The sequence below is a fragment of the Agrobacterium vitis genome (assembly GCF_014926405.1).
Lineage (GTDB): Bacteria > Pseudomonadota > Alphaproteobacteria > Rhizobiales > Rhizobiaceae > Allorhizobium > Allorhizobium vitis_H.
This window is the reverse complement of record NZ_JACXXJ020000005.1, coordinates 2,439,234-2,458,121: the sequence shown is the minus strand read 5'-3', so window position 1 is coordinate 2,458,121 and position 18,888 is coordinate 2,439,234. Positions and strand designations below refer to the sequence as shown.

General features: G+C 58.0%; 16 protein-coding genes. 10 read left to right on the top strand and 6 right to left on the bottom strand.

All coding sequences use genetic code 11. From position 1 onward, the window contains the following. Positions 1 to 89 precede the first annotated feature (89 nt). From glyS to IEI95_RS22755, 4 genes are all read left to right on the top strand, one after another. Positions 90 to 2,627, top strand: coding sequence for a glycine--tRNA ligase subunit beta (gene glyS / locus IEI95_RS22770; protein ID WP_194417069.1), 2,538 nt, complete (start codon positions 90 to 92; stop codon positions 2,625 to 2,627). Between the two features lie 130 nt (positions 2,628 to 2,757). Next, the gene (locus IEI95_RS22765; protein WP_156531505.1) at positions 2,758 to 2,997 is read left to right on the top strand and encodes a type II toxin-antitoxin system ParD family antitoxin; all 240 of its coding nucleotides are present in this window, start codon (positions 2,758 to 2,760) and stop codon (positions 2,995 to 2,997) included. Further along, a complete protein-coding gene (locus tag IEI95_RS22760) occupies positions 2,924 to 3,298 on the top strand; it encodes a type II toxin-antitoxin system RelE/ParE family toxin (protein WP_156531506.1) in 375 nt (124 codons plus the stop codon). The genes IEI95_RS22765 and IEI95_RS22760 overlap by 74 nt, the downstream gene beginning before the upstream one ends. 101 nt (positions 3,299 to 3,399) lie before the next feature. Next, positions 3,400 to 3,894: a 2-thiouracil desulfurase family protein gene (locus tag IEI95_RS22755; RefSeq protein WP_156537663.1), complete on the top strand. Its 495-nt coding sequence runs from the start codon at positions 3,400 to 3,402 to the stop codon at positions 3,892 to 3,894. A 53-nt stretch (positions 3,895 to 3,947) separates the two neighbouring features. Here the strand turns inward: IEI95_RS22755 and IEI95_RS22750 are convergent, their stop codons facing one another. The 4 genes from IEI95_RS22750 to IEI95_RS22735 all read right to left on the bottom strand — a co-directional run bounded on the left by IEI95_RS22750 (position 3,948) and on the right by IEI95_RS22735 (position 8,922). Beyond that, the gene (locus IEI95_RS22750) at positions 3,948 to 5,780 is read right to left on the bottom strand and encodes a methyl-accepting chemotaxis protein (protein WP_156537664.1); all 1,833 of its coding nucleotides are present in this window, start codon (positions 5,778 to 5,780) and stop codon (positions 3,948 to 3,950) included. A gap of 209 nt (positions 5,781 to 5,989) precedes the next feature. After that, a complete protein-coding gene (locus IEI95_RS22745) occupies positions 5,990 to 6,409 on the bottom strand; it encodes a plant virulence effector HPE1-like domain-containing protein (protein WP_156531509.1) in 420 nt (139 codons plus the stop codon). Positions 6,410 to 6,520: 111 nt separating this feature from the next. After that, a complete protein-coding gene (purD, locus tag IEI95_RS22740) occupies positions 6,521 to 7,801 on the bottom strand; it encodes a phosphoribosylamine--glycine ligase (protein WP_156531510.1) in 1,281 nt (426 codons plus the stop codon). A gap of 53 nt (positions 7,802 to 7,854) precedes the next feature. Further along, the gene (locus IEI95_RS22735; RefSeq protein ID WP_194417068.1) at positions 7,855 to 8,922 is read right to left on the bottom strand and encodes an acyltransferase family protein; all 1,068 of its coding nucleotides are present in this window, start codon (positions 8,920 to 8,922) and stop codon (positions 7,855 to 7,857) included. A gap of 232 nt (positions 8,923 to 9,154) precedes the next feature. Here IEI95_RS22735 and IEI95_RS22730 point away from each other — a divergent pair, with 232 nt between their 5' ends. From IEI95_RS22730 to dmeF, 5 genes are all read left to right on the top strand, one after another. Then, entirely contained in the window at positions 9,155 to 11,467 is a 2,313-nt protein-coding gene (locus IEI95_RS22730) for a Tex family protein (protein ID WP_156531512.1), read from the top strand. 185 nt (positions 11,468 to 11,652) lie between these two features. Continuing rightward, positions 11,653 to 12,909: a cyclopropane fatty acid synthase gene (locus tag IEI95_RS22725; protein WP_194417067.1), complete on the top strand. Its 1,257-nt coding sequence runs from the start codon at positions 11,653 to 11,655 to the stop codon at positions 12,907 to 12,909. A gap of 71 nt (positions 12,910 to 12,980) precedes the next feature. After that, positions 12,981 to 13,934 carry a 4-hydroxybenzoate octaprenyltransferase gene (gene ubiA / locus IEI95_RS22720; protein ID WP_194417066.1) on the top strand — a complete coding sequence of 318 codons (954 nt, stop codon included), beginning with the start codon at positions 12,981 to 12,983 and terminating at the stop codon, positions 13,932 to 13,934. 74 nt (positions 13,935 to 14,008) lie between these two features. After that, positions 14,009 to 14,284: a metal/formaldehyde-sensitive transcriptional repressor gene (locus IEI95_RS22715; RefSeq protein ID WP_194417065.1), complete on the top strand. Its 276-nt coding sequence runs from the start codon at positions 14,009 to 14,011 to the stop codon at positions 14,282 to 14,284. Next, the gene (gene dmeF, locus IEI95_RS22710; RefSeq protein ID WP_194417064.1) at positions 14,281 to 15,333 is read left to right on the top strand and encodes a CDF family Co(II)/Ni(II) efflux transporter DmeF; all 1,053 of its coding nucleotides are present in this window, start codon (positions 14,281 to 14,283) and stop codon (positions 15,331 to 15,333) included. Before IEI95_RS22715 ends, dmeF begins: the two co-directional genes overlap by 4 nt. Before the next feature lie 121 nt (positions 15,334 to 15,454). On the opposite strand, the gene IEI95_RS22705 is transcribed toward dmeF, so the two are convergent. After that, positions 15,455 to 16,036: a DUF6101 family protein gene (locus IEI95_RS22705; RefSeq protein ID WP_015915105.1), complete on the bottom strand. Its 582-nt coding sequence runs from the start codon at positions 16,034 to 16,036 to the stop codon at positions 15,455 to 15,457. A 466-nt stretch (positions 16,037 to 16,502) separates the two neighbouring features. Then, positions 16,503 to 16,631 carry a hypothetical protein gene (locus IEI95_RS29660; RefSeq protein WP_267966903.1) on the bottom strand — a complete coding sequence of 43 codons (129 nt, stop codon included), beginning with the start codon at positions 16,629 to 16,631 and terminating at the stop codon, positions 16,503 to 16,505. Here IEI95_RS29660 and IEI95_RS22700 point away from each other — a divergent pair. Continuing rightward, positions 16,630 to 18,813 (top strand): DUF1217 domain-containing protein, encoded by a 2,184-nt coding sequence (locus tag IEI95_RS22700; RefSeq protein WP_194417063.1) that lies wholly within the window; start codon positions 16,630 to 16,632, stop codon positions 18,811 to 18,813. The two genes, IEI95_RS29660 and IEI95_RS22700, sit on opposite strands and share 2 nt — an antisense overlap. Positions 18,814 to 18,888: the final 75 nt, after the last annotated feature.

The window sequence follows — 18,888 nt, the reverse complement described above, 5'->3', positions numbered from 1 at the left end:
TTGCCATTGTAAGTCCCCGGAAAATTTTGCTAGCAGGTGTCTACCTGTAAAAACGCTCGCCTCATCCTGCTGAGGCAAGGAAAGTCAATATGCCCGATCTTCTGCTTGAACTTCGCTCCGAGGAAATCCCCGCACGTATGCAGCGCAAGGCGGCGGGTGATCTGAAAAAGCTGGTCACCGATGCACTTGTCGATGCGGGCCTGACCTATGAAGGTGCGCGGGAATATTGGACGCCGCGCCGGCTGGTGCTGGACATGCGCGGACTGACGGCCCGGTCCGCCGATGTGAAGGAAGAGCGTAAGGGACCAAGCGTCTCGGCGCCGGAAAAGGCCATTGAGGGCTTTTTGCGCGGCGCGGGGCTTGCCTCCATCGATCAGGCCGTGGTCAAGACCGATCCCAAGAAGGGCGATTTCTACGTCGCGATGATCGACAAGCCGGGCCGGTCAGCCGAAGAGATCATCACCGAGGTGATGCCGCGCATCATCCGCAATTTCCCTTGGCCGGTTGATATGCGCTCCGGTGCTGCATCCATGCCAAAGGGTTCAAGCTATGGCGGCATCGAGGGCAAGGGGTCGGAAAGCCTGCGCTGGGTGCGGCCGTTGCAATCCATTCTCTGTACTTTCGGCTCCGAGCATGACGAAGTGGCGATCATTCCCTTCGAAATCGACGGAATCACCGCCTCCAACATCACCTATGGCCATCGGTTCCACGCGCCGGAGGCCATTTCCGTGCGGCGCTTCGACGACTATGTGTCGAGCCTCGAAAAGGCCAAGGTGATCCTCGATGCCGAACGGCGCAAGGACATTATCCTGCACGACGCCCGCGACATCGCCTTTGCCAACGGGCTGGACCTGGTGGAAGATGAGGGCCTGCTGGAAGAAGTGTCCGGCCTGGTGGAATATCCGCAGGTGCTGCTCGGCACGTTTGAGGCCGATTACCTGTCGATCCCCTCGGAAATCATCCGGCTGACCATCAAGACCAACCAGAAATGCTTCGTCACCCGGCCAATTGGCGAGAGTGAAAAGCTCTCCAACCACTTCATCCTGATCTCCAACATCTCCGCCCATGATGGCGGCGCGGAAATCATCCACGGCAATGGCAAGGTGGTGCGCGCCCGCCTGTCCGACGCCCTGCATTTCTGGAAGCGCGACCAGGGCAATCTGCCGGATCTGGAAACGCTTGAAGCCTCTGCCGCAAAATTCGACCTCGACCTGAAAAAGCCGCTCGACCAGCGGATGGCCAAGCTGGACGCGCTGAACGTCACGTTCCACGCCAAGCTCGGCACGCAAGGCGAGCGGGTCGCCCGCATCCGCGCCTTGGCCAAGGTTCTGGCTCCTGTCGTCGGTGCTGACGAAGCACTAGTTGATCGCGCCGTGGTGCTGGCCAAGGCCGATTTGCGCACCGAAGCGGTCGGCGAATTCCCGGAACTGCAAGGTTTGATGGGTCGTAAATATGCAGCGCTTCAGGGTGAACACGAAAGCGTGGCGGCTGCCATCGAGGATCATTACAAGCCGCAAGGACCATCGGATCGCCTGCCGGAAGACAAGGTGGCGATTACGGTGGCGCTGGCCGATAAGCTGGATACGCTGGTTGGGTTCTGGGCGATTGACGAGAAGCCGACAGGATCGAAGGACCCGTTTGCGCTGCGAAGGGCGGCGTTGGGTGTGGTGCGGATTTTATTGGAGAAGAATGTGCGGTTGCCGTTGTTGGATGTTATAACAACAGCATATGTTGCGCTTCACCAAGCCCAGAAATCAACGTGGGTCGTCGGACGAGAAGAGGGTTTCGTCTATTTCAATTCCAGTGTTGTTCCGCATGACATAACGTCTTACGAAACCGAGTGGGAAGAGTACGCCGAAGCTGTTCTACATGAGCGTTTTAGAGCGCGGGCAGAAAAAGCGACTGTCATCATGACAACGGCCCAGGGTGGGTGGAATATTGCAGCTTTATCTGACGTATGTGTCTCGATTATCGAGTTCTTCCACGACCGCCTGAAAGTCTACCTCCGCGACCAAGGCGCTCGTCACGACATCATTGACGCTGTGCTCGCCGCCCCCTCATCCGGCCCTGCGGGCCACCTTCTCCCCGCCGGGGAGAAGAGGGAGCTTGGCGATGCGGTGTCGGCCTCCTCTCCCCAGCGGGGAGAGGGGAGTGCGGCTGTCCGGCAAGGTCATGCAGCACAGGGTGAGGGGGCTTTCTCTGCCGCCGACGACCTGCTGATGGTCGCCCGCCGCGCCGAAGCGCTCACGGCTTTCATCACCTCCGAAGACGGCAAGAACCTGTTGGCGGGTACCAAGCGGGCCACGCAATTGCTGGCAGCGGAAGAAAAGAAGGGGACGGTGGTGGCCGATGGCGTGTCCGAGGCGCTGCTGACACTCGACGCCGAAAAGGCGCTTTATGCCGCCATCACCCAGGCGACCCAATCCGCAGCCGAGGCCGTGGCCAAGGAAGATTTCCGCTCCGCCATGCAGGCACTGTCCAGCCTGCGTGCGCCAGTGGATCGGTTCTTCGAGGATGTGCTGGTCAATGACGAGGACGCCGCCATCCGCGCCAATCGCCTGGCTCTGCTGAAGGCCATCCGCGAGGCAACCGGCACGGTGGCGGATTTCTCCAAAATCGCCGGGTAAGGTCGCCGGATGATCCGATGGTCGGGTCGGGCATATTGGCCTGCCCCGCCTGTCATTGCGCAAAATGCGCGATGAGCTTATATTTATCTGGTCGCGTTGGTGTTAGGCGCATGCGTTCTGAGGCAGATGGATGACGAAACCGGTAGACATTGCCATCAGCGACCAATTCGCTCCCTTCATCGACCGGCAGGTTGAAAGCGGTCGTTACGGTTCGCCACGTGAAGTGGTTGAAGCCGGTCTGCGTTTATTGGAGCAAGAGCAGCGCAAGCTGAACACCCTCCGTCAGGCGTTGACGGATGGGGAAAACAGCGGACCTGCCCGCAAAATCGACAGGCAATCCTTCATCAACGATTTGCGCAGCGGCCTTTAAACCCGTGGGTGAGTACCGGCTTCGCCCTGCCGCAGAGCAGGATCTTCGTGAAATTTGGGCCTATGGAACTCAACGCTGGTCACATGAACAGGCTGAGCGCTATCTCAACCTCCTCTTCGACAAGTTTGAGGAAATCGCGGCATTCCCCGATTCCGGTGAGGATGTATCATGGATCAAAAGGGATTATCGTCGGCGTAGAGTGGGTGTTCATATGATTTTCTATCGAAAACTGGACCTTGCCATTATCGATATCATCCGTGTTCTTCATGAACGCATGGATGTGGAACGCCAGCTTGATTAAAGCATCGTGCAGAAAACCGGAATCAGCACGATGCTCTCAGTTTTTGTTTACGCATCGGATTTATCCGAAAACCGGTTCCCACTTTTCGGTCCGATGCTCTCATGATCGATAAAATCCTGATCAGCGCCTGCCTCATGGGCCGTCCAGTCCGCTATGATGGTAAGGGCAAGCCCCTGCATCATCCCGCTATTGCCCGTTGGGAAGACGAGGGGCGGCTGGTGGTGTTTTGCCCGGAACAGGCCGGTGGTCTTCCAACCCCGCGTCCACCAGCGGAAATCGAGCGGGGTGGCACCGGCGCAGATGTGCTGCATGGCCGCGCCCGGGTGCTGGAAGTGACCGGCGGCGACGTCACCGCAGAGTTCATCGCCGGTGGCCGTAAGGCGGTGGATGTGGCGCTGGAACAGGGCTGCCGCTATGCGTTGTTGATTGATGGCAGCCCGTCCTGCGGCTCCGGCTTTATCTATGACGGCTCGTTTTCGGGAAAACGCCATCCGGGCTTCGGCGTGACAGCGGCACTGTTGACACAAGCGGGTGTTGCAGTGTTTTCAGATAGGACTATCGAAGCGCTTGAGGGAGTGCTTTCAAGCGGCTCTTAATAGACAAAGCCGCCGGATTGCTCCGACGGCTTTCGTCTTGGGAATTATCTGTTTCAGCCTGCCCGGCGCATCTGTTGGGCCATGCCACCAAGAGCCGCACCATCAGCCTGCTGGTTGACGCGAAAACCCTGGATCAGGTTGAGAAGGTCGCCGGTGTCATTGGCGAGAACCTCGGCTGAGGCCGTGGTTTCCTCGGCCATGGCGGCATTCTGCTGAGTGGTGGTGTCGAGCACGTTGAGCGCGGACGAGATCGAGCGCAGGGTCGTATCCTGTTCCTGGGCGCTGGCGGCAATCCGCGCCACCACGTCGTTGGCCTCGGTGATCTGGTTGGAGATCCGCTTCAGGGCTTCACCGGTGCGGCCCACCAGCTGCACACCTTCTGTGACCTGGGCCGAGGAGCGGGCGATCTGCGCCTTGATTTCCTTGGCGGCTGCCGCCGAGCGTTGCGCCAGTTCGCGCACTTCCTGGGCAACGACCGCAAATCCCTTGCCGCTTTCGCCAGCACGCGCCGCTTCCACACCGGCGTTCAGCGCCAGAAGGTTGGTCTGGAAGGCAATCTCGTCGATCACCCCGATGATCTTGGTGATTTCCTCGGAGGATTTTTCGATGCCGCTCATCGCTTCGATGGCGTGGCCGACGATGCCGTCGCTCTGCTGGGCTTCCTGGCTAACCGATTTCACCCGGCTTGCCGCTTCGCGTGCACCATCGGCGGTCTGGCGGATCGCCACGGTCAGTTCGTCCAGCGCTGCCGAGGTTTCCTCCAGATTGGCGGCCTGGCGCTCGGTGCGGGTCGCAAGCTCGCCGGAGGCGCGGCGGATTTCTTCCTTGCTGATGCTGATATCGTTGCCCTTCAAGTTGACGCGGGCCATGGCCTGCTCCAACCGGGTCAAGGCATCGTTGAAATTATGGCGTAAATCTTCATATTTGGCGCCGAGATCGGCGCAGCGCACGGTCAGATCGCCGGTTGCCAGTTTTTCCAGCGAGGCGCCGATGGTGGTAACCACATGCGCCTGGGCGCGGGCCTCTTCAGCCTGCCGGTCGGCATTCTGCTGGCGCTCGCTGTCCAGTTCGCGCTGCTGTTCCTCCTGGCGAGCCACCATGGCATGGCGTTCGCGCACCTTTTCCTGCAAGGACTTGGTGGCCTTGGCCATCATGCCGACTTCATTGCTCATATTGGTATGGGGAATGGCCAGCGTGACATTTTCATCGGCCACGGCCCGCAGCGCATCGTGAATGGCCGTCAGCGGCCGCGAAATGCCACGGATCACCACATAAGCGGCGGCAAGGCCGATGACGAAGACGATCAGGCCCATGGAAATGGCTTTGAAAATTGCCGCATTCACTTCCGCATCGAGATCATCCATGTAAAGGCCTGTCACGACGACAACACCCCAGGGCTCAAAGGCTTTGGCGTAGGAGCTCTTGCGGAAATCATTGCCTTCCTGGCCCGGCTTCGGACCATAGAAATCGGTGCGGCCACCGCCAGCCTTGCCAAGCTTGACCAGTTCGTCACGATAGGCAAAACCCTTGCTGTCAGCCTTGCCCTTGAAATTTTGCCCGACCCGCTTCGGATCGGGATGAAACAGCATGTTCACATCATAGTCGTAGCCGAAGAAATAGCCGTCCGGGTCGAATTTCAGCGCATTGATCGTCTCATAGGCCTGCTTTTGCGCATCGGCCCGCGACAGGGTTCCCGCCACTTCCTTGGCATTGTAAAGCTTCATCACCGAAATAGCGGTTTCCACCTCGGTGCGCAGCATTTCATAGCGTTGGGTATAGATGGTTTGCTCTGAGGAGCGGATCTGGAAGAATGTCGCGATTGCGAAAGCCGCCATCAATCCGCCAACCAACAGGAACAGTTGCAGCGAAATCCTGAGATTTTTCATAGGTGTCTTCCAGCCCCGATCAATTTTCAAGGAGTATAGTGGCATTTGCTAAAAAAAGCCTAAAGACAGTCCCTTGGCAGTTTTTTGGTTGTATTTTATCAATGGCTGACGATTGGGTTGTGGGTCTGCGTTATGTCGCAAATGGCAAACGCAACGTCACAGTCTCAGATTGTCGCCTCATCAACACCAAGGGGCCGGTAGCGGAGGGATTATTTCAGGCGCAGTTGCATTCTATCTGCATCGAGAGGGTGATGATCATCGCCGACGGCGGCGGTGGTCGTTGCCGTGTCGAGCCCGTCTCCGGCCAGCCCCACCAATTGATTGTCATGGTCCAGCCAGCCATCCGCCTTCTGGACGTAAGTGACGGGCGAGCCGCCCAGCCAGGCTTCGGTGCGTACAAGCTGTTTATGGCCGTTGCTATCGCGAAGCTCGATCCGCTGGGTGCCTTCCGCTAGGATTTCCTGGGCCTGTTCCGGCGCTTTTATCGGGACGCTGGGCGGGCAGGTTGTGCAGGCCATAGCCGAAATACTGGGTGTCGCCACGTCGCCACCACCGATTATTTCGATGGACGAGGCGTGCGCCGTCTGTGACAGCAACAGGGTGGCAAGAGTGGCGATTACGGCACGCATTGACAGGCTCCTCAACGGCTGGCTCCTCAAATTTATGGGGAGAGATTAGCCAAAGGATGTTGTCGCGCCGTAATCTGGAATGTTCAAATTTTATCGATTGCTCGTTTTGGATCAGGATTCCGATTGCTTTTCGCGGGCAATCGCCTGCCAGCCGATATCGCTGCGGCTGAAACCATTGTCCCATTCTACCTGATGGGCCAGCGCATAGGCCTTGGCCTGGGCTTCAGCCACCGTCTTGCCGCGGGCCGTGGCGTTCAGAACCCGTCCGCCAGTGGCAATCAATTGGCCATCCTTCACGGCGGTGCCGGCATGAAAAACCTTGGCCTTGTCGCTTGCGGCAGGGACGGCGGCAATCGGGGTGTTCTTGGTGAAACTGCCCGGATAGCCTTTCGAGGCCAGAACCACAGTCAGCGCCGGGTCGTCGTGCCACTCGGCTGAAACCTTATCCAGCGTGCCTGACGCGCAGGCATGCAGCAGCGGCAGGAGATCGCTTTTCAGCCGCATCATCAGCACCTGGCATTCCGGATCGCCAAAGCGAACATTGTATTCGATCAATTCGGGGCCTTTTTCGGTGATCATCAGCCCTGCGAAAAACACGCCGGAAAACGGCATACCCAGTTCCGCCATGCCGCGCATGGTCGGCTCGATGATCTCGCGCAAGGTGCGCTCCACCATATCAGGCGTCATGACGGGGGCAGGCGAATAGGCGCCCATGCCGCCGGTATTGGGGCCGGTATCGCCATCGCCGACCCGCTTATGGTCCTGGGCGGTGGCCAGCGGCAGCAGCGTCTTGCCATCGCAAAGGCAGAAGAAGCTGGCTTCCTCGCCATCCAGAAACGTTTCTACCACCACCTCGGCGCCTGCGGCCCCAAACGCGCCTTCGAAACAATCATCAATGGCCGACAGCGCCTCGTCCAGGGTCATTGCTACGGTCACGCCCTTGCCGGCCGCCAGACCATCGGCCTTGATGACGATCGGCGCACCTTGCTGGCGCACATAGGCCTTGGCTTTGGGCGCATTGTTGAAGCGCTGGTAAGCGCCGGTCGGGATGTTGAAGCGGGCGCAGACATCCTTGGTAAAGCCCTTGGAGCCTTCCAGTTGCGCGGCTGCCGCCGATGGACCGAAAACGGTGAGGCCTGCGGCATGCAGCGCATCGGCAAGCCCGGCAACCAGCGGCGCTTCCGGCCCGACCACGACGAAATCCACCGCTTTTGCCTTGCAGAAGGTGATGACGGCGCTGTGGTCGTCGATATTGATGTCGACCAGTTCGGCATGTTCGGCAATGCCCGGATTGCCGGGCGCAGCGTAAAACGTACCGATCAGCGGCGATTGGGCAAGCTTCCAGGCCAGCGCATGTTCACGTCCACCCGAACCAATCAGCAGAATATTCATGGCATAGCCCTCTGAAAAACCTGCCCGGCGGTTAAGGCGGGCAGCCGAAAAGGTCAAGAGGAAAGGTGCGCGGCAGCGGGAATGTCCGGTTTACCCGTTGCGGAAGACAAGGCCGGGAAACGTGCCTTCCACAGGCCGAGAAAGAAGCGGCGGGACGGTTTTTCAATCACGCTATAGCTGAGCGTTGCCATCCCGAGGCTGGCGACAATCATGATAAGGGCGGCAAGCCAGCCGGGAAGGGCAGCGCCAAATGCATTGCGCAGCACCGTGAGTGTCAGGAAGCTGACCGGCATGTGGAAGAGATAGAGTGAAAAGCTGATCCGTCCCGCAAAGCGTAGCGGAGCCGAGGCCAGCACCACCTTGGAGATCGGCGCTTCGCAGGCGGCCAGATAGACGATGATGGTGGCAATCAGCGCCGTTGACGTGCCCCAGAAGGCATTGGCGGCGGCATAAAAGCTTTGGCCGAGAAAGAACAGGGCGATCAAGGCAAGGACCAGGAGACCGGACAGCGCCGTTGCGGGTCGGCAATAGCCAGCGGAAAACACCCGGCCTGCCAGAGCGCCGAACAGGAAATAGGGAATTTTCGACAGCAGCACGATGCCAGGACCGGGAAAGCCGAGATACATGGCGATGGCGAATCCGCCAGTGATGGCCGCGCAAAGGCCGGGGCGCTCGGCCGGATTTTCGAAACACAGCCACAGCAGCAGGAAAAACAGATAGAACTGGATTTCCGGAGGCACCGACCAGAAGACGCCGCTGGAGCCGAGCATGGCGATATGGCGGAAGATCTCCACCAGACCGGTGACCGGCTGGATATAGTGCAGCGGCGGAATGGCCGACAACAGGATGACCAGCAGCACCGCGACCAGATAGACCGGATAGATCCGCACGAAGCGATGCACGAGATAATCGGCCACACTGGCGCGGGTGAAGGGCTTTGTGCCGTAAAGATGGGCCATCAGAAAGCCGCTGAGCGAGAAGAACAGTGCCACCGAGGGATCGCCGACCAGCAGGGCCGGAAGGCTGATGCCAAGCAGCAAGGGCATATGCGAGAGCACCACGGCAAAGGCGGCAAGGCCGCGCAACCCGTCAAGACTCTGGATATATTGGCTTTTATTCATCGCTGACCTGTTCCTGGCAGGGTTTGCCTGCTCCATTTTGAACTATAGGGGCAGCGGAGAAAAAGTGAACGGTCATAAATGGTTAACCTTGTTCGGTTGGCGATTTCCTGACGGAATGGTTAACCTGCCGGTTGATCTTCTGGCGGCTTTCTTGTGGAGGCGCGCTGCTTGGCTGTTGTGTTGCCCGATTGGCTGGCTACAGTGCGCGCCGCACGATCAAGAAGGAAGTTTCATGGCCGACGATATCAAATCCATTGCCGCACTGATTGCGAGCGAGATCAATGCCCGAGCCGATCAGGTGATCTCTGCGGTGGATTTGCTGGATGGTGGCGCGACGGTTCCCTTCATCGCCCGCTACCGCAAGGAAGTGACCGGCGGGCTGGATGATACGCAATTGCGCAATCTGGCCGAGCGCCTGACCTATCTGCGTGAGCTTGGCGCGCGCCGCAAGGCGATTGTCGATAGCATCACATCACAAGACAAGATGACCGATGAATTGGCCATCAAGATTGCCCGCACCACCACCAAGGCCGAGCTGGAAGACATCTATCTGCCCTATAAGCCCAAGCGCCGCACCCGTGCCGAAATTGCCCGTGAAAAGGGTTTGGAGCCGCTGGCCAATGCGATTTGGGAAGACCGCACCGGCGATCCGGCCAAGCTGGCAGAGGCCTATGTGAAGGGCGACGTGGCCGACGTCAAAGCGGCACTGGAAGGCGCCCGCGATATCGTGGCCGAAGCCATGGCGGAAAATGCCGACCTGTTGAAGAGCCTGCGCAATTATTTGAAAGACAAGGCCATTCTCTATGCCAAGGTGGTCGATGGCAAACAGGCGTCTGGCGAGAAATTCGCCGATTATTTCGACCATTTCGAGCGTTGGGCGACGGTGCCGGGCCACCGGGCCTTGGCCATGCTGCGTGGCTGGAACGAAGAGATTTTGACGCTGACCATCGAGGCGGACAAGGACGATACTTCACTGATCAAGCCAACCCATCGGATGATTGCGTCAGCCTATCAGATCGGCCAAAAAGGCCCCGCCGACCAATGGCTGATGGAGGTGGCGGGCTGGACCTGGCGGGTGAAGCTCTCCATGTCGCTGTCGCTGGATTTGATGCGCGACTTGCGTGAGCGGGCCGAGGAAGAGGCCATTCACGTTTTTGCCCGCAATCTCAAGGATTTGCTGCTGGCGGCCCCTGCCGGTTCGCGCCCCACCATGGGGCTTGATCCGGGTATCCGCACCGGCGTGAAAGTGGCGGTGGTGGATGGCACCGGCAAGGTGCTGGAAACCACGACGGTCTATCCTTTTCCGCCGAAAAACGACATTCGCGGCACGCAGGCCGAGCTGGCCAGCCTGATCCGCAAACATGGCGTTGATCTGATTTCGATCGGCAATGGCACCGGCAGCCGCGAGACGGAAAAGCTGGTGGCCGATATGCTGGCGCAATTGCCTGCGACCGGCAAGAAGCCCACCAAGGTGATCGTCTCGGAAGCTGGCGCCTCGGTTTATTCGGCGTCGGAACTGGCCGCCAAGGAATTTCCCAATCTCGATGTATCCTTGCGCGGTGCGGTGTCGATTGCGCGGCGTCTGCAAGACCCGCTGGCGGAACTGGTGAAGATCGACCCAAAATCCATCGGCGTTGGCCAGTATCAGCATGATGTCGATCAGGGCCGTTTAGGCCGTTCGCTGGATGCCGTGGTGGAAGATGCGGTGAATGCTGTTGGCGTTGATCTCAATACGGCATCGGCTCCGCTCCTGGCGCGAGTATCGGGGCTGGGCGGGTCGATTGCTGAGGCAATCGTCGCGCATCGTGACCAGACTGGTCCGTTTTCCAGTCGCAAGGAATTGCTGAAAGTGGCCCGGCTGGGTGCGCGCACGTTTGAGCAATGCGCCGGATTTCTGCGCATTCCCGATGGCAAGGAACCGCTGGATGCTTCGTCTGTTCACCCGGAAGCCTATGGCGTTGCCAAGAAAATCGTTGCGGCCTGCGGGCGGGATCTGCGCACCCTGATGGGCGACAGCAGCCTGTTGAAAGGGTTGGACCCGCGCCAGTTCGTCGATGAGCAATTCGGTCTGCCGACCGTCAAGGACATTCTGGCCGAGTTGGAAAAGCCGGGCCGTGACCCACGCCCGAGCTTCAAGACTGCCACCTTTGCCGATGGGGTGGAGGAAATCACCGACCTGAAACCCGGCATGTTGCTGGAAGGCACAGTCACCAATGTCGCGGCCTTCGGGGCCTTTGTCGATATCGGCGTGCATCAGGATGGCTTGGTGCATGTCTCGCAACTGGCCGACAAGTTCGTCAAGGACCCGCATGAGGTGGTAAAAGCCGGTGATGTGGTCAAGGTCCGCGTGGTGGAAGTGGATGTGAAGCGCAAGCGCATTGCGCTCACCATGCGCAAGGATGGTGGCGAAGCCCCGCCGCCATCCGCCCGCGACAATCGCGGCCCGGCGGTGATGCGCAATGCCAACCCGAAACCGGCCCGTGATGAAAAGCCCGTGATGGGTGGCCTTGGGGCGGCGCTGGCTGAGGCGATGCGCAAGAAATAGCGCAATTATAACATTTCCGGGAAAGAAAAGCATCCGCTCACCTTGAGGTGAGCGGATGCTTTGTTTTTACGACCATTCCCTGGGTTTTTGAAGATTATGTGACAAAAGCATACTTGTCAGCGCCATTGGAGAGGATAGGGTTGCCGTTAGCGGACAGGCAATCTCTTTCCTTTCAGGAGGTGTCAATGGCATCGTCTCTTCGTGGTATGTTGATGCGGATCATCCGAAAAGGCACGCTGGAGGTCATCGGGGCCGATGGCCAGATGCAGCGTTTCGGAGATGGTTCAGGACCGCCGATTGCGATCCATTTCTTCGATGACCAGGCAGAAGACGAGATCTATCGCGATGCGCAGCTGAAGCTGGGTGAGATCTACATGCAGGGCCGGATGGCCTTCGAAAAAGGCGATATTTACGACCTGCTGGCACTGGTGAAAACCAATACGCTGGTGTCCGACCTGACCTTTCCGATGGTCTGGCGCGGGCTGCTGCGGGTGGTGGCGGCGAAAGTGCGGGGGGCTTTGCCTGTTAACCGCAACCAGCGCAATGTTGCCCATCATTACGATCTCAGCGCCAAGCTGTTCGACCTGTTTCTCGATGAAGACTGGCAATATTCCTGCGCCTATTTCAATCCGCCCGGCATTTCGCTGGAAGAGGCGCAATTGGTGAAGAAGCGCCATATTGCCGCAAAGCTGATGGCCGAGCCGGGCCAGCGGGTGCTGGAAATCGGCTCCGGCTGGGGTGGCATGGCGATCTATCTGGCGGAAACCTGCGGGGTCGATGTCAGCGGTATCACGCTCAGCGAAGAACAGCTGAAGGTGTCGCGCGAACGGGCGCGCAAGCGCGGTCTTGGCGACAAATTGCGTTTCGACTTGCAGGATTACCGGACCCTGAAGTCCCAGCCTTTTGATCGGCTGGTGTCGGTCGGCATGTTCGAGCATGTCGGCCCAACCCATTACCGGCATTATTTCCGCAAGGTCCACGAACTGATGCAGGATGATGGGGTGATGATCCTGCATTCCATCGGCCAGCCTTATCCGGCGCTCTACAACAATCCGTTTTTCGAGAAGTATATCTTCCCCGGCGGCTATATTCCTTCGCTCGCCGAAGTCCTGCCGGCCATCGAAAAATCCGGCCTGCTGGTGGCCGATTGCGAAATTCTGCCGATGCATTACGCTCATACGCTGCGCCATTGGCGAGAGCGATTCCTGGCGCGGCGCGAAGAGGCGGCGCGGCTTTATGACGAACGCTTCGTGCGGATGTGGGAGTTTTATCTCGCAGGCTCAGAAATGGCCTTCACCCACGAGGATTTCTTCATTTTCCAACTGCAAGTCACCAAGAAGCGGATGAGCGTGCCCGACAATCGCGACTATATCGCTGGGCGTGAAGAGGCGCTGAAGGCGGCGGAAGCGTTGCGCACACCCTTGGAAAAGGTGTTGTTCTGAATGAGCCGGTGCCTGTTGGCCAAGGCTTAAGGACAGTTTTCTTAGGCGCGGATTTGGGCTATCACGTCAGCATGAGCACCGCCAGCGACACCACCGCCCGCGTCCAGGACGCGCTTTCTGATAATTGGGTCTACCGCCTGTTGCCACGGGCGGTCTGGCCCTATGCGCAGCTGGCCCGCTGGGACCGGCCGATCGGCTGGGAATTGCTGATGTGGCCGTGCTTCTGGTCATCGGCGCTGGCGGCCAATTTTCTGGCATCCAGCGGAGCCTTGCCGGTCCTTACCTTCATCGCCCATCTTCTTCTGTTTTTTGTCGGCTCCGTCGCCATGCGCGGTGCCGGTTGCACCTATAATGATCTGGTCGATGAGAAGATCGATATGGAGGTTGCCCGCACCCGCTCGCGCCCCTTGCCTTCGGGGCGGGTGACGCGGGGCCAAGCTAAGCTGTTCATCGTCGCGCAGTTGGTGGTGGGCGCTGCCGTGCTATTCTGCTTCAACGGCTTTTCCATCCTGCTTGGCCTGGCGTCGCTGGCCATCGTGGTGATCTATCCCTTCGCCAAGCGGTTTACCGATTGGCCGCAGTTTTTCCTTGGCCTGGCCTTTTCCTGGGGTGGGTTGATGGGTTGGGCCGGGTTGACGGGGTCAATGTCTATCGCCGCCATGCTGCTCTATGTCGCTGCCGTGGTCTGGACCATTGGCTATGACACGATCTATGCCCATCAGGACAAGGAGGACGACGCCCTGATCGGCGTGCGCTCCACCGCAAGGCTGTTTGCCGAGGACACCAAGATCTGGCTGACCGGATTTTACGGTGCGATGGGTCTGTTGCTGGCCTTGTCCTTCGTGCTGGCCGGTGCCGGTTTCCCCGCCTATCTCGGACTGCTGGTGGCGCTGGTTCTGCTCGGCTACCAGATCAAGGTGCTGGATATCCATAATCCGGTTCAGTGTCTGGCGCTGTTCAAGCTGAATGGCAAGGTCGGGCTGATCCTGTTCATCGGTCTGGTTGCTGCTATTCCCTTCGCCTGATCACTCGGCCCGACGGCTGCGGAATATAAGAACGTTCTTGTATTTCGCTTCAAAATAGGGTACCCCCCTATACTATGAGCCACACAATCAAACACCAGGTCAAGCTTCTCGCCCGCATCCGCCGGATGAAGGGACAGATGGAGGCCATCGAAACCGCGCTTCTGGCGGAAAAGCCGTGCGGCGATATCATGAACCTGACGGCCTCGGTGCGGGGAGCCCTGACCGGGCTGATGACCGAACTGGTTGAGGAGCATATCCGCGAGCATATCGTTGCCGAAAATCTCAATGCATCCGAGCGCCATCACGGTGCCGACGAACTCATTGACGTGATCAGGAGCTACCTGAAATGACCCCGGACCCGACGTCTCACGATCATCATACGCATGACCACCATCCTCCCGGGCAAGGCGATCATGATCATCCGCACCAGCACCAGCCGGGCAATCGCCACAGCCATGTCTTCCTTGGCCGGAACCATCGGCGCAACGAGCGTCGTACCTGGGCGGTGATTGGCGTCACCACGGTGATGATGGTGGTGGAAATCGTCGCGGGCAATCTGTTCGGCTCCATGGCGCTGACGGCGGATGGCTGGCATATGGCTACCCATGCCGGGGCGATTTTTGTTTCGGCGCTCGCCTATAGCCTGGCGCGGCGCCATGCTGATAACAGTGACTTTACCTTTGGGACCGGCAAATTTGGTGATCTGGCCGCCTTTTCCAGCGCGATCTTTCTCGGCCTCGTGGCTGTTATCATTGCCTGGGAAAGCCTCTGGCGGGTGTTTCAGCCGGTCGCCATCGACTTTAGCGAAGCCATCGTCATCGCGATTATCGGTCTGGCCGTTAATCTGGTCTGCGCGCTGCTGCTTCAGGAAGACCATCATCACGGGCATGGACATGGGCATAAACATGACCATGGGCATCACGAGCACGGCCATCACGCTCATTCCGAAGCCATCGGCAGCCATGCTGGCGGCGACCGCAACTTGCGCGCGGCCTATATTCATGTGCTGGCGGATGCGTTGACATCGGTGATGGCGATAGCGGCATTGCTGCTTGGCAGTCTTTTCGGCTGGCTCTGGCTCGATCCGCTGATCGGTGTGGTCGGTGCGCTGGTCATCGGCAGTTGGGCCTTCGGCCTGATGCGCGATAGCGGCATGGTTTTGCTTGATCATGTCTCGGATGGCGAAGACCTCTCCGGCACTATCCGCCGGGTGATCGAGGCGGAAGGGGTCGATATTGCCGACCTCCACGTCTGGCAATTAGGCCCCGGTCATCACGGTGCCATCGTTTCGCTGGTGGCACGCGAGCCGCAATCTCCTGCTTGGTACCGCGAAAAACTGTCCCAGATTGCCGCTCTATCCCATGTGACTGTCGAGGTTGAGCGCGCCGAGGCGGCATAATTGCCGCCAACGTTCAGACATGGCGGAGGACATTTTCCGGGGTGCGTCGCCTCAAAACGAAACATGGCCCGCCTTTTCCGGTGAGCCATGTTAAAATATTCGCGTATCGACAACCGCTCTGTTAACGGCGGGCGATGATTTCCTTGCCGGAAATTTTCATCGCAACACCCAGCGAACCGGTTGTGCGGCGGACCAGGAAGCGCGGACGGCGCTCTGCGAAATAGGAATGGCGGCGGCGGCTGCGCGGCGGTTCGGCGCGCAATTCGCCCAGATGCTCTTCCAGCGGCCGGGCAACGCCGTCCGCCTCGACCATCAGCATCGGAATGCGGAAGGTTTCGGCCCAGCTGCGCCAGTCGGCGGCAATGTCACAGAGATCATGGGCAACCAGCAGCGGAATGCACAGGTCCGGATCAGCATGATGCAGTTCCAGCGTCACGGTCACTTCGCCATTGCCATGGTCGATGGCGCGGGCGGCAATCCCTTTGAAAGCCCGGGCTGGAAGGGCAAAGGACATCGGCAAGCCGCTGGCCGGCAGGATCTTGCGCAGCACGGCACCGCGCTCGTCGAGTGTAACGGAGACATTTCCGGAAGCACCAGGGCCGGAAGCATCGCGCAACGTATAAGTCACATGTTGCGGAAACCGTGATGGTTCCAGTCGAAACGTTGCTCCGGCCCAGACGGGCTTCATAACCGTGTTCGTCATCTTACTACCCTTGTTTTACCTGAGAGCCGTTATTGCATCTGCTCTTTTCACTGGGACTTTTCGTCCTCTGAGGCCAAAGATAGCCTTGCCGGGTTCCGGACCGCTTAAAAATCGCGGTTAAGAAAACTTTGCCGTTCCAGATGGTTATCGAATTGCCAGCGCTAACGGTTTCGATTTGGTGAACGGCTTTTGTAAAATTGTGAAGGATTAGTTAAGAGTATTCTACTATGTTTGAATGATAATGCTACGACAACCTGCGTCGGTCACCAACCTTTATTGGTATGATCGGTGAATTTCACAATACGTGTAGAACTGCCGTAAAATTGCTTTCGGGTTGTGTTTGGCAGGTTGTAGTGTGAATGCCGCAAATGGAATACGGCGGGCGCCAGGCATGTGAGTATCTCTGGCTTGACGCCATTCTGCCTTGCGGCAAAAGCCAGGAGCAAGGCAGGTAGGCCATGATGGGTTACCCGACATCCGCATGACGCAACCGGCCAGGGGTGGTCAGGGGCAGGGTCATGCGGTGATTGAGGGCGTTGCAGCCAGGGACGTGGCGGGCGGCGCTTTTGGAGCTTATCGAGGAACGCAGTGCCATGGTGTCTACTTATGTCGGTTATGATCTTGTCAATCGCGATATGAAAGCGAGCCTGAAGCGCGTGTCTCAGGAGCCTGAGGTGGCCCGCGAGCAGAAATATTACCAGGAGAATATCGGCAAGGTCAAAACCGTCGACGACTTCATGAACGACGACCGGCTCTACCAATATACGATGAAGGCCAACGGCCTTGAAGACATGACCTATGCCAAGGCCTTCATGAAAAAGGTGCTGGAAAGCGATCTGTCCGACGAAAACAGCTATGCCAACAAACTGGCCGACGACCGTTATCGCGATTTTGCCAGGTCCTTCAATTTTTCTGCCGAGACCGCTGACATCCAGACCGACAAGCAGGAAGAGGATGTGATTGGCCTTTACAAGCAATCGCTTGTCACCGAAGGCGACGATGCCAAGGAAGAGGTTCAATATTACGATTCCGCTATCGACAAGGTCACCAATGTCGATGACCTCTTGAAAAACAGTCGTCTGACCAAATTCGTGCTCGAATCCTATGGGCTCGACACCAAATATTATTCCACCGACCATTTGAAAAAGGTCCTGACCAGCGATGTCAACGACAGTACAAGTTACGTCAATACGCTGACCACCAACAAGTCGGATTACCTGAATATCGCCAAAGCCTTTTCCTTCAATACCGACGGTTCGCTGAAAAACGCGACGGCCCAGACCTCCGAGCAGAAAACGGAGATGGAAGATCTCTATCTGGAGGAGGTTCCCAGCACCGAGACCGCCTACCGGGCCGAGCGCGAAGCCGCTTACTACAAGGAAAAGATCGCCACTGTCACCAAGGCCTCGGATATAACAGGGGATTCGCGGCTGTTCAGCTATGTGAAGACAGCGCTGGGCATGGACAAGAACACGCTGAAATCCACCTTTGAGAATATCGTCACCAGCGATCTCAACGACGCCAACAGCTATGCCAATACCCAGGGCAAGGTGAAGGGAGAGTATGCGAAGATCGCTGCCATGTTCAACTTCGACACCAGCGGCAATGCCACGGCTGGAAATGCCCAGAGCGAGACCCAGCTGGCCCAGACCGCCAGCGGCTATATGACCAATTACGATGATCAGGACCAAGCGGATCTCAGCAGCCTAACCACCTATTATTCCACGCAGATGAAATCCATTACCAAGGTTGATGACCTGCTCGGCAATGAGAAAATCTACGATATGGTGATGAAGGCCTATGGTATCGAAACGGACGAGTTTTCCAAGGCGGACCTGAAAAAGGTTCTGACCAGCGATATGAATGATCCCAAGAGCTATGCCAACAAGACCCGGGATGAGCGGCTGATCAGCCTGGCGTCCGCCTTCAATTTCAAGGAGGATGGGACCGCTGACGTGCCGCTTCTGGCCCAATCGGAGCGCACCATTACCGAAGTGGCCAAGGATTATATCGTCCAGAAGACCCGCTTTCTCGAAGGCAAGGAGCAGACCGACGCCAAGACCGCGGCGGAGGAGGATTCCAAATATTACCAGGAAAACATCGTCAAGGTGTCATCCGTCACGGATTTGCTCAAGGATCGCAAACTGGTGGATTTTGCCCTGACAGCGCAGGGGCTCGACCCGGAAGATGTCAGTGACGACATGCTCAAGCAGTTGTTTTCATCTGATCTCACCGATCCGAAGAGCTTTGCCAACACCCAGGCCGACGAGGGCTATGCGAAATTCGTCGCCTCCTATAATTTTGACAGTAGCGGCAAGATTTCCCAGGAAAATGCCGATGGTGTGCAGAACCGCAGTGAGACCTTTAACACCGAAAATCTCTATCTGCACCAGACCCTTGAAAACGAACAGGGCGAAAGCGACCAGGGTGTGCGCCTTGCCCTTTACTGGGATCGCATGTCGTCGACCATTACCTCGGCCTATGACATTCTCGGCGATACAGCGCTGCTGGAAGTGTTCCGCACCGCCTATAGTCTGCCCAGCGATATGAGCAATATGGATATCGAGCAGCAGAAAAAGGTCATCGAGAAGAAAATGGACCTGAAGGATCTGAGTGATCCTGAAAAGCAGAAGAAATTCCTGCAACGCTTTACGGCCATGTACGATCTGGAGAACAATACCGGCTCCTCGGCCAATGCCGCGCTGACCATTCTCGGCGGCAGCTCTTCGACCAGCGGTATCAGCGCCAGCCTGCTGGAATCTGTCAACAGCCTGTAAAGACTACGCTATCTGTTATGTAAATCCCCTAGATCCTTCCGATTTAGGGGATTTATACAGTGGTTCCCGCTTGCT

Bases quoted from the DNA above. Each gene is read 5' to 3' on its own strand.
- glyS (WP_194417069.1), top strand. From the start codon at position 90: ATGCCCGATCTTCTGCTTGAACTTCGCTCCGAGGAAATCCCCGCACGT.
- IEI95_RS22765 (WP_156531505.1), top strand. From the start codon at position 2,758: ATGACGAAACCGGTAGACATTGCCATCAGCGACCAATTCGCTCCCTTC.
- IEI95_RS22760 (WP_156531506.1), top strand. From the start codon at position 2,924: ATGGGGAAAACAGCGGACCTGCCCGCAAAATCGACAGGCAATCCTTCA.
- IEI95_RS22755 (WP_156537663.1), top strand. From the start codon at position 3,400: ATGATCGATAAAATCCTGATCAGCGCCTGCCTCATGGGCCGTCCAGTC.
- IEI95_RS22750 (WP_156537664.1), bottom strand. From the start codon at position 5,780: ATGAAAAATCTCAGGATTTCGCTGCAACTGTTCCTGTTGGTTGGCGGA.
- IEI95_RS22745 (WP_156531509.1), bottom strand. From the start codon at position 6,409: ATGCGTGCCGTAATCGCCACTCTTGCCACCCTGTTGCTGTCACAGACG.
- purD (WP_156531510.1), bottom strand. From the start codon at position 7,801: ATGAATATTCTGCTGATTGGTTCGGGTGGACGTGAACATGCGCTGGCC.
- IEI95_RS22735 (WP_194417068.1), bottom strand. From the start codon at position 8,922: ATGAATAAAAGCCAATATATCCAGAGTCTTGACGGGTTGCGCGGCCTT.
- IEI95_RS22730 (WP_156531512.1), top strand. From the start codon at position 9,155: ATGGCCGACGATATCAAATCCATTGCCGCACTGATTGCGAGCGAGATC.
- IEI95_RS22725 (WP_194417067.1), top strand. From the start codon at position 11,653: ATGGCATCGTCTCTTCGTGGTATGTTGATGCGGATCATCCGAAAAGGC.
- ubiA (WP_194417066.1), top strand. From the start codon at position 12,981: ATGAGCACCGCCAGCGACACCACCGCCCGCGTCCAGGACGCGCTTTCT.
- IEI95_RS22715 (WP_194417065.1), top strand. From the start codon at position 14,009: ATGAGCCACACAATCAAACACCAGGTCAAGCTTCTCGCCCGCATCCGC.
- dmeF (WP_194417064.1), top strand. From the start codon at position 14,281: ATGACCCCGGACCCGACGTCTCACGATCATCATACGCATGACCACCAT.
- IEI95_RS22705 (WP_015915105.1), bottom strand. From the start codon at position 16,036: ATGACGAACACGGTTATGAAGCCCGTCTGGGCCGGAGCAACGTTTCGA.
- IEI95_RS22700 (WP_194417063.1), top strand. From the start codon at position 16,630: ATGGTGTCTACTTATGTCGGTTATGATCTTGTCAATCGCGATATGAAA.
- IEI95_RS29660 (WP_267966903.1), bottom strand. From the start codon at position 16,631: ATGGCACTGCGTTCCTCGATAAGCTCCAAAAGCGCCGCCCGCCACGTC.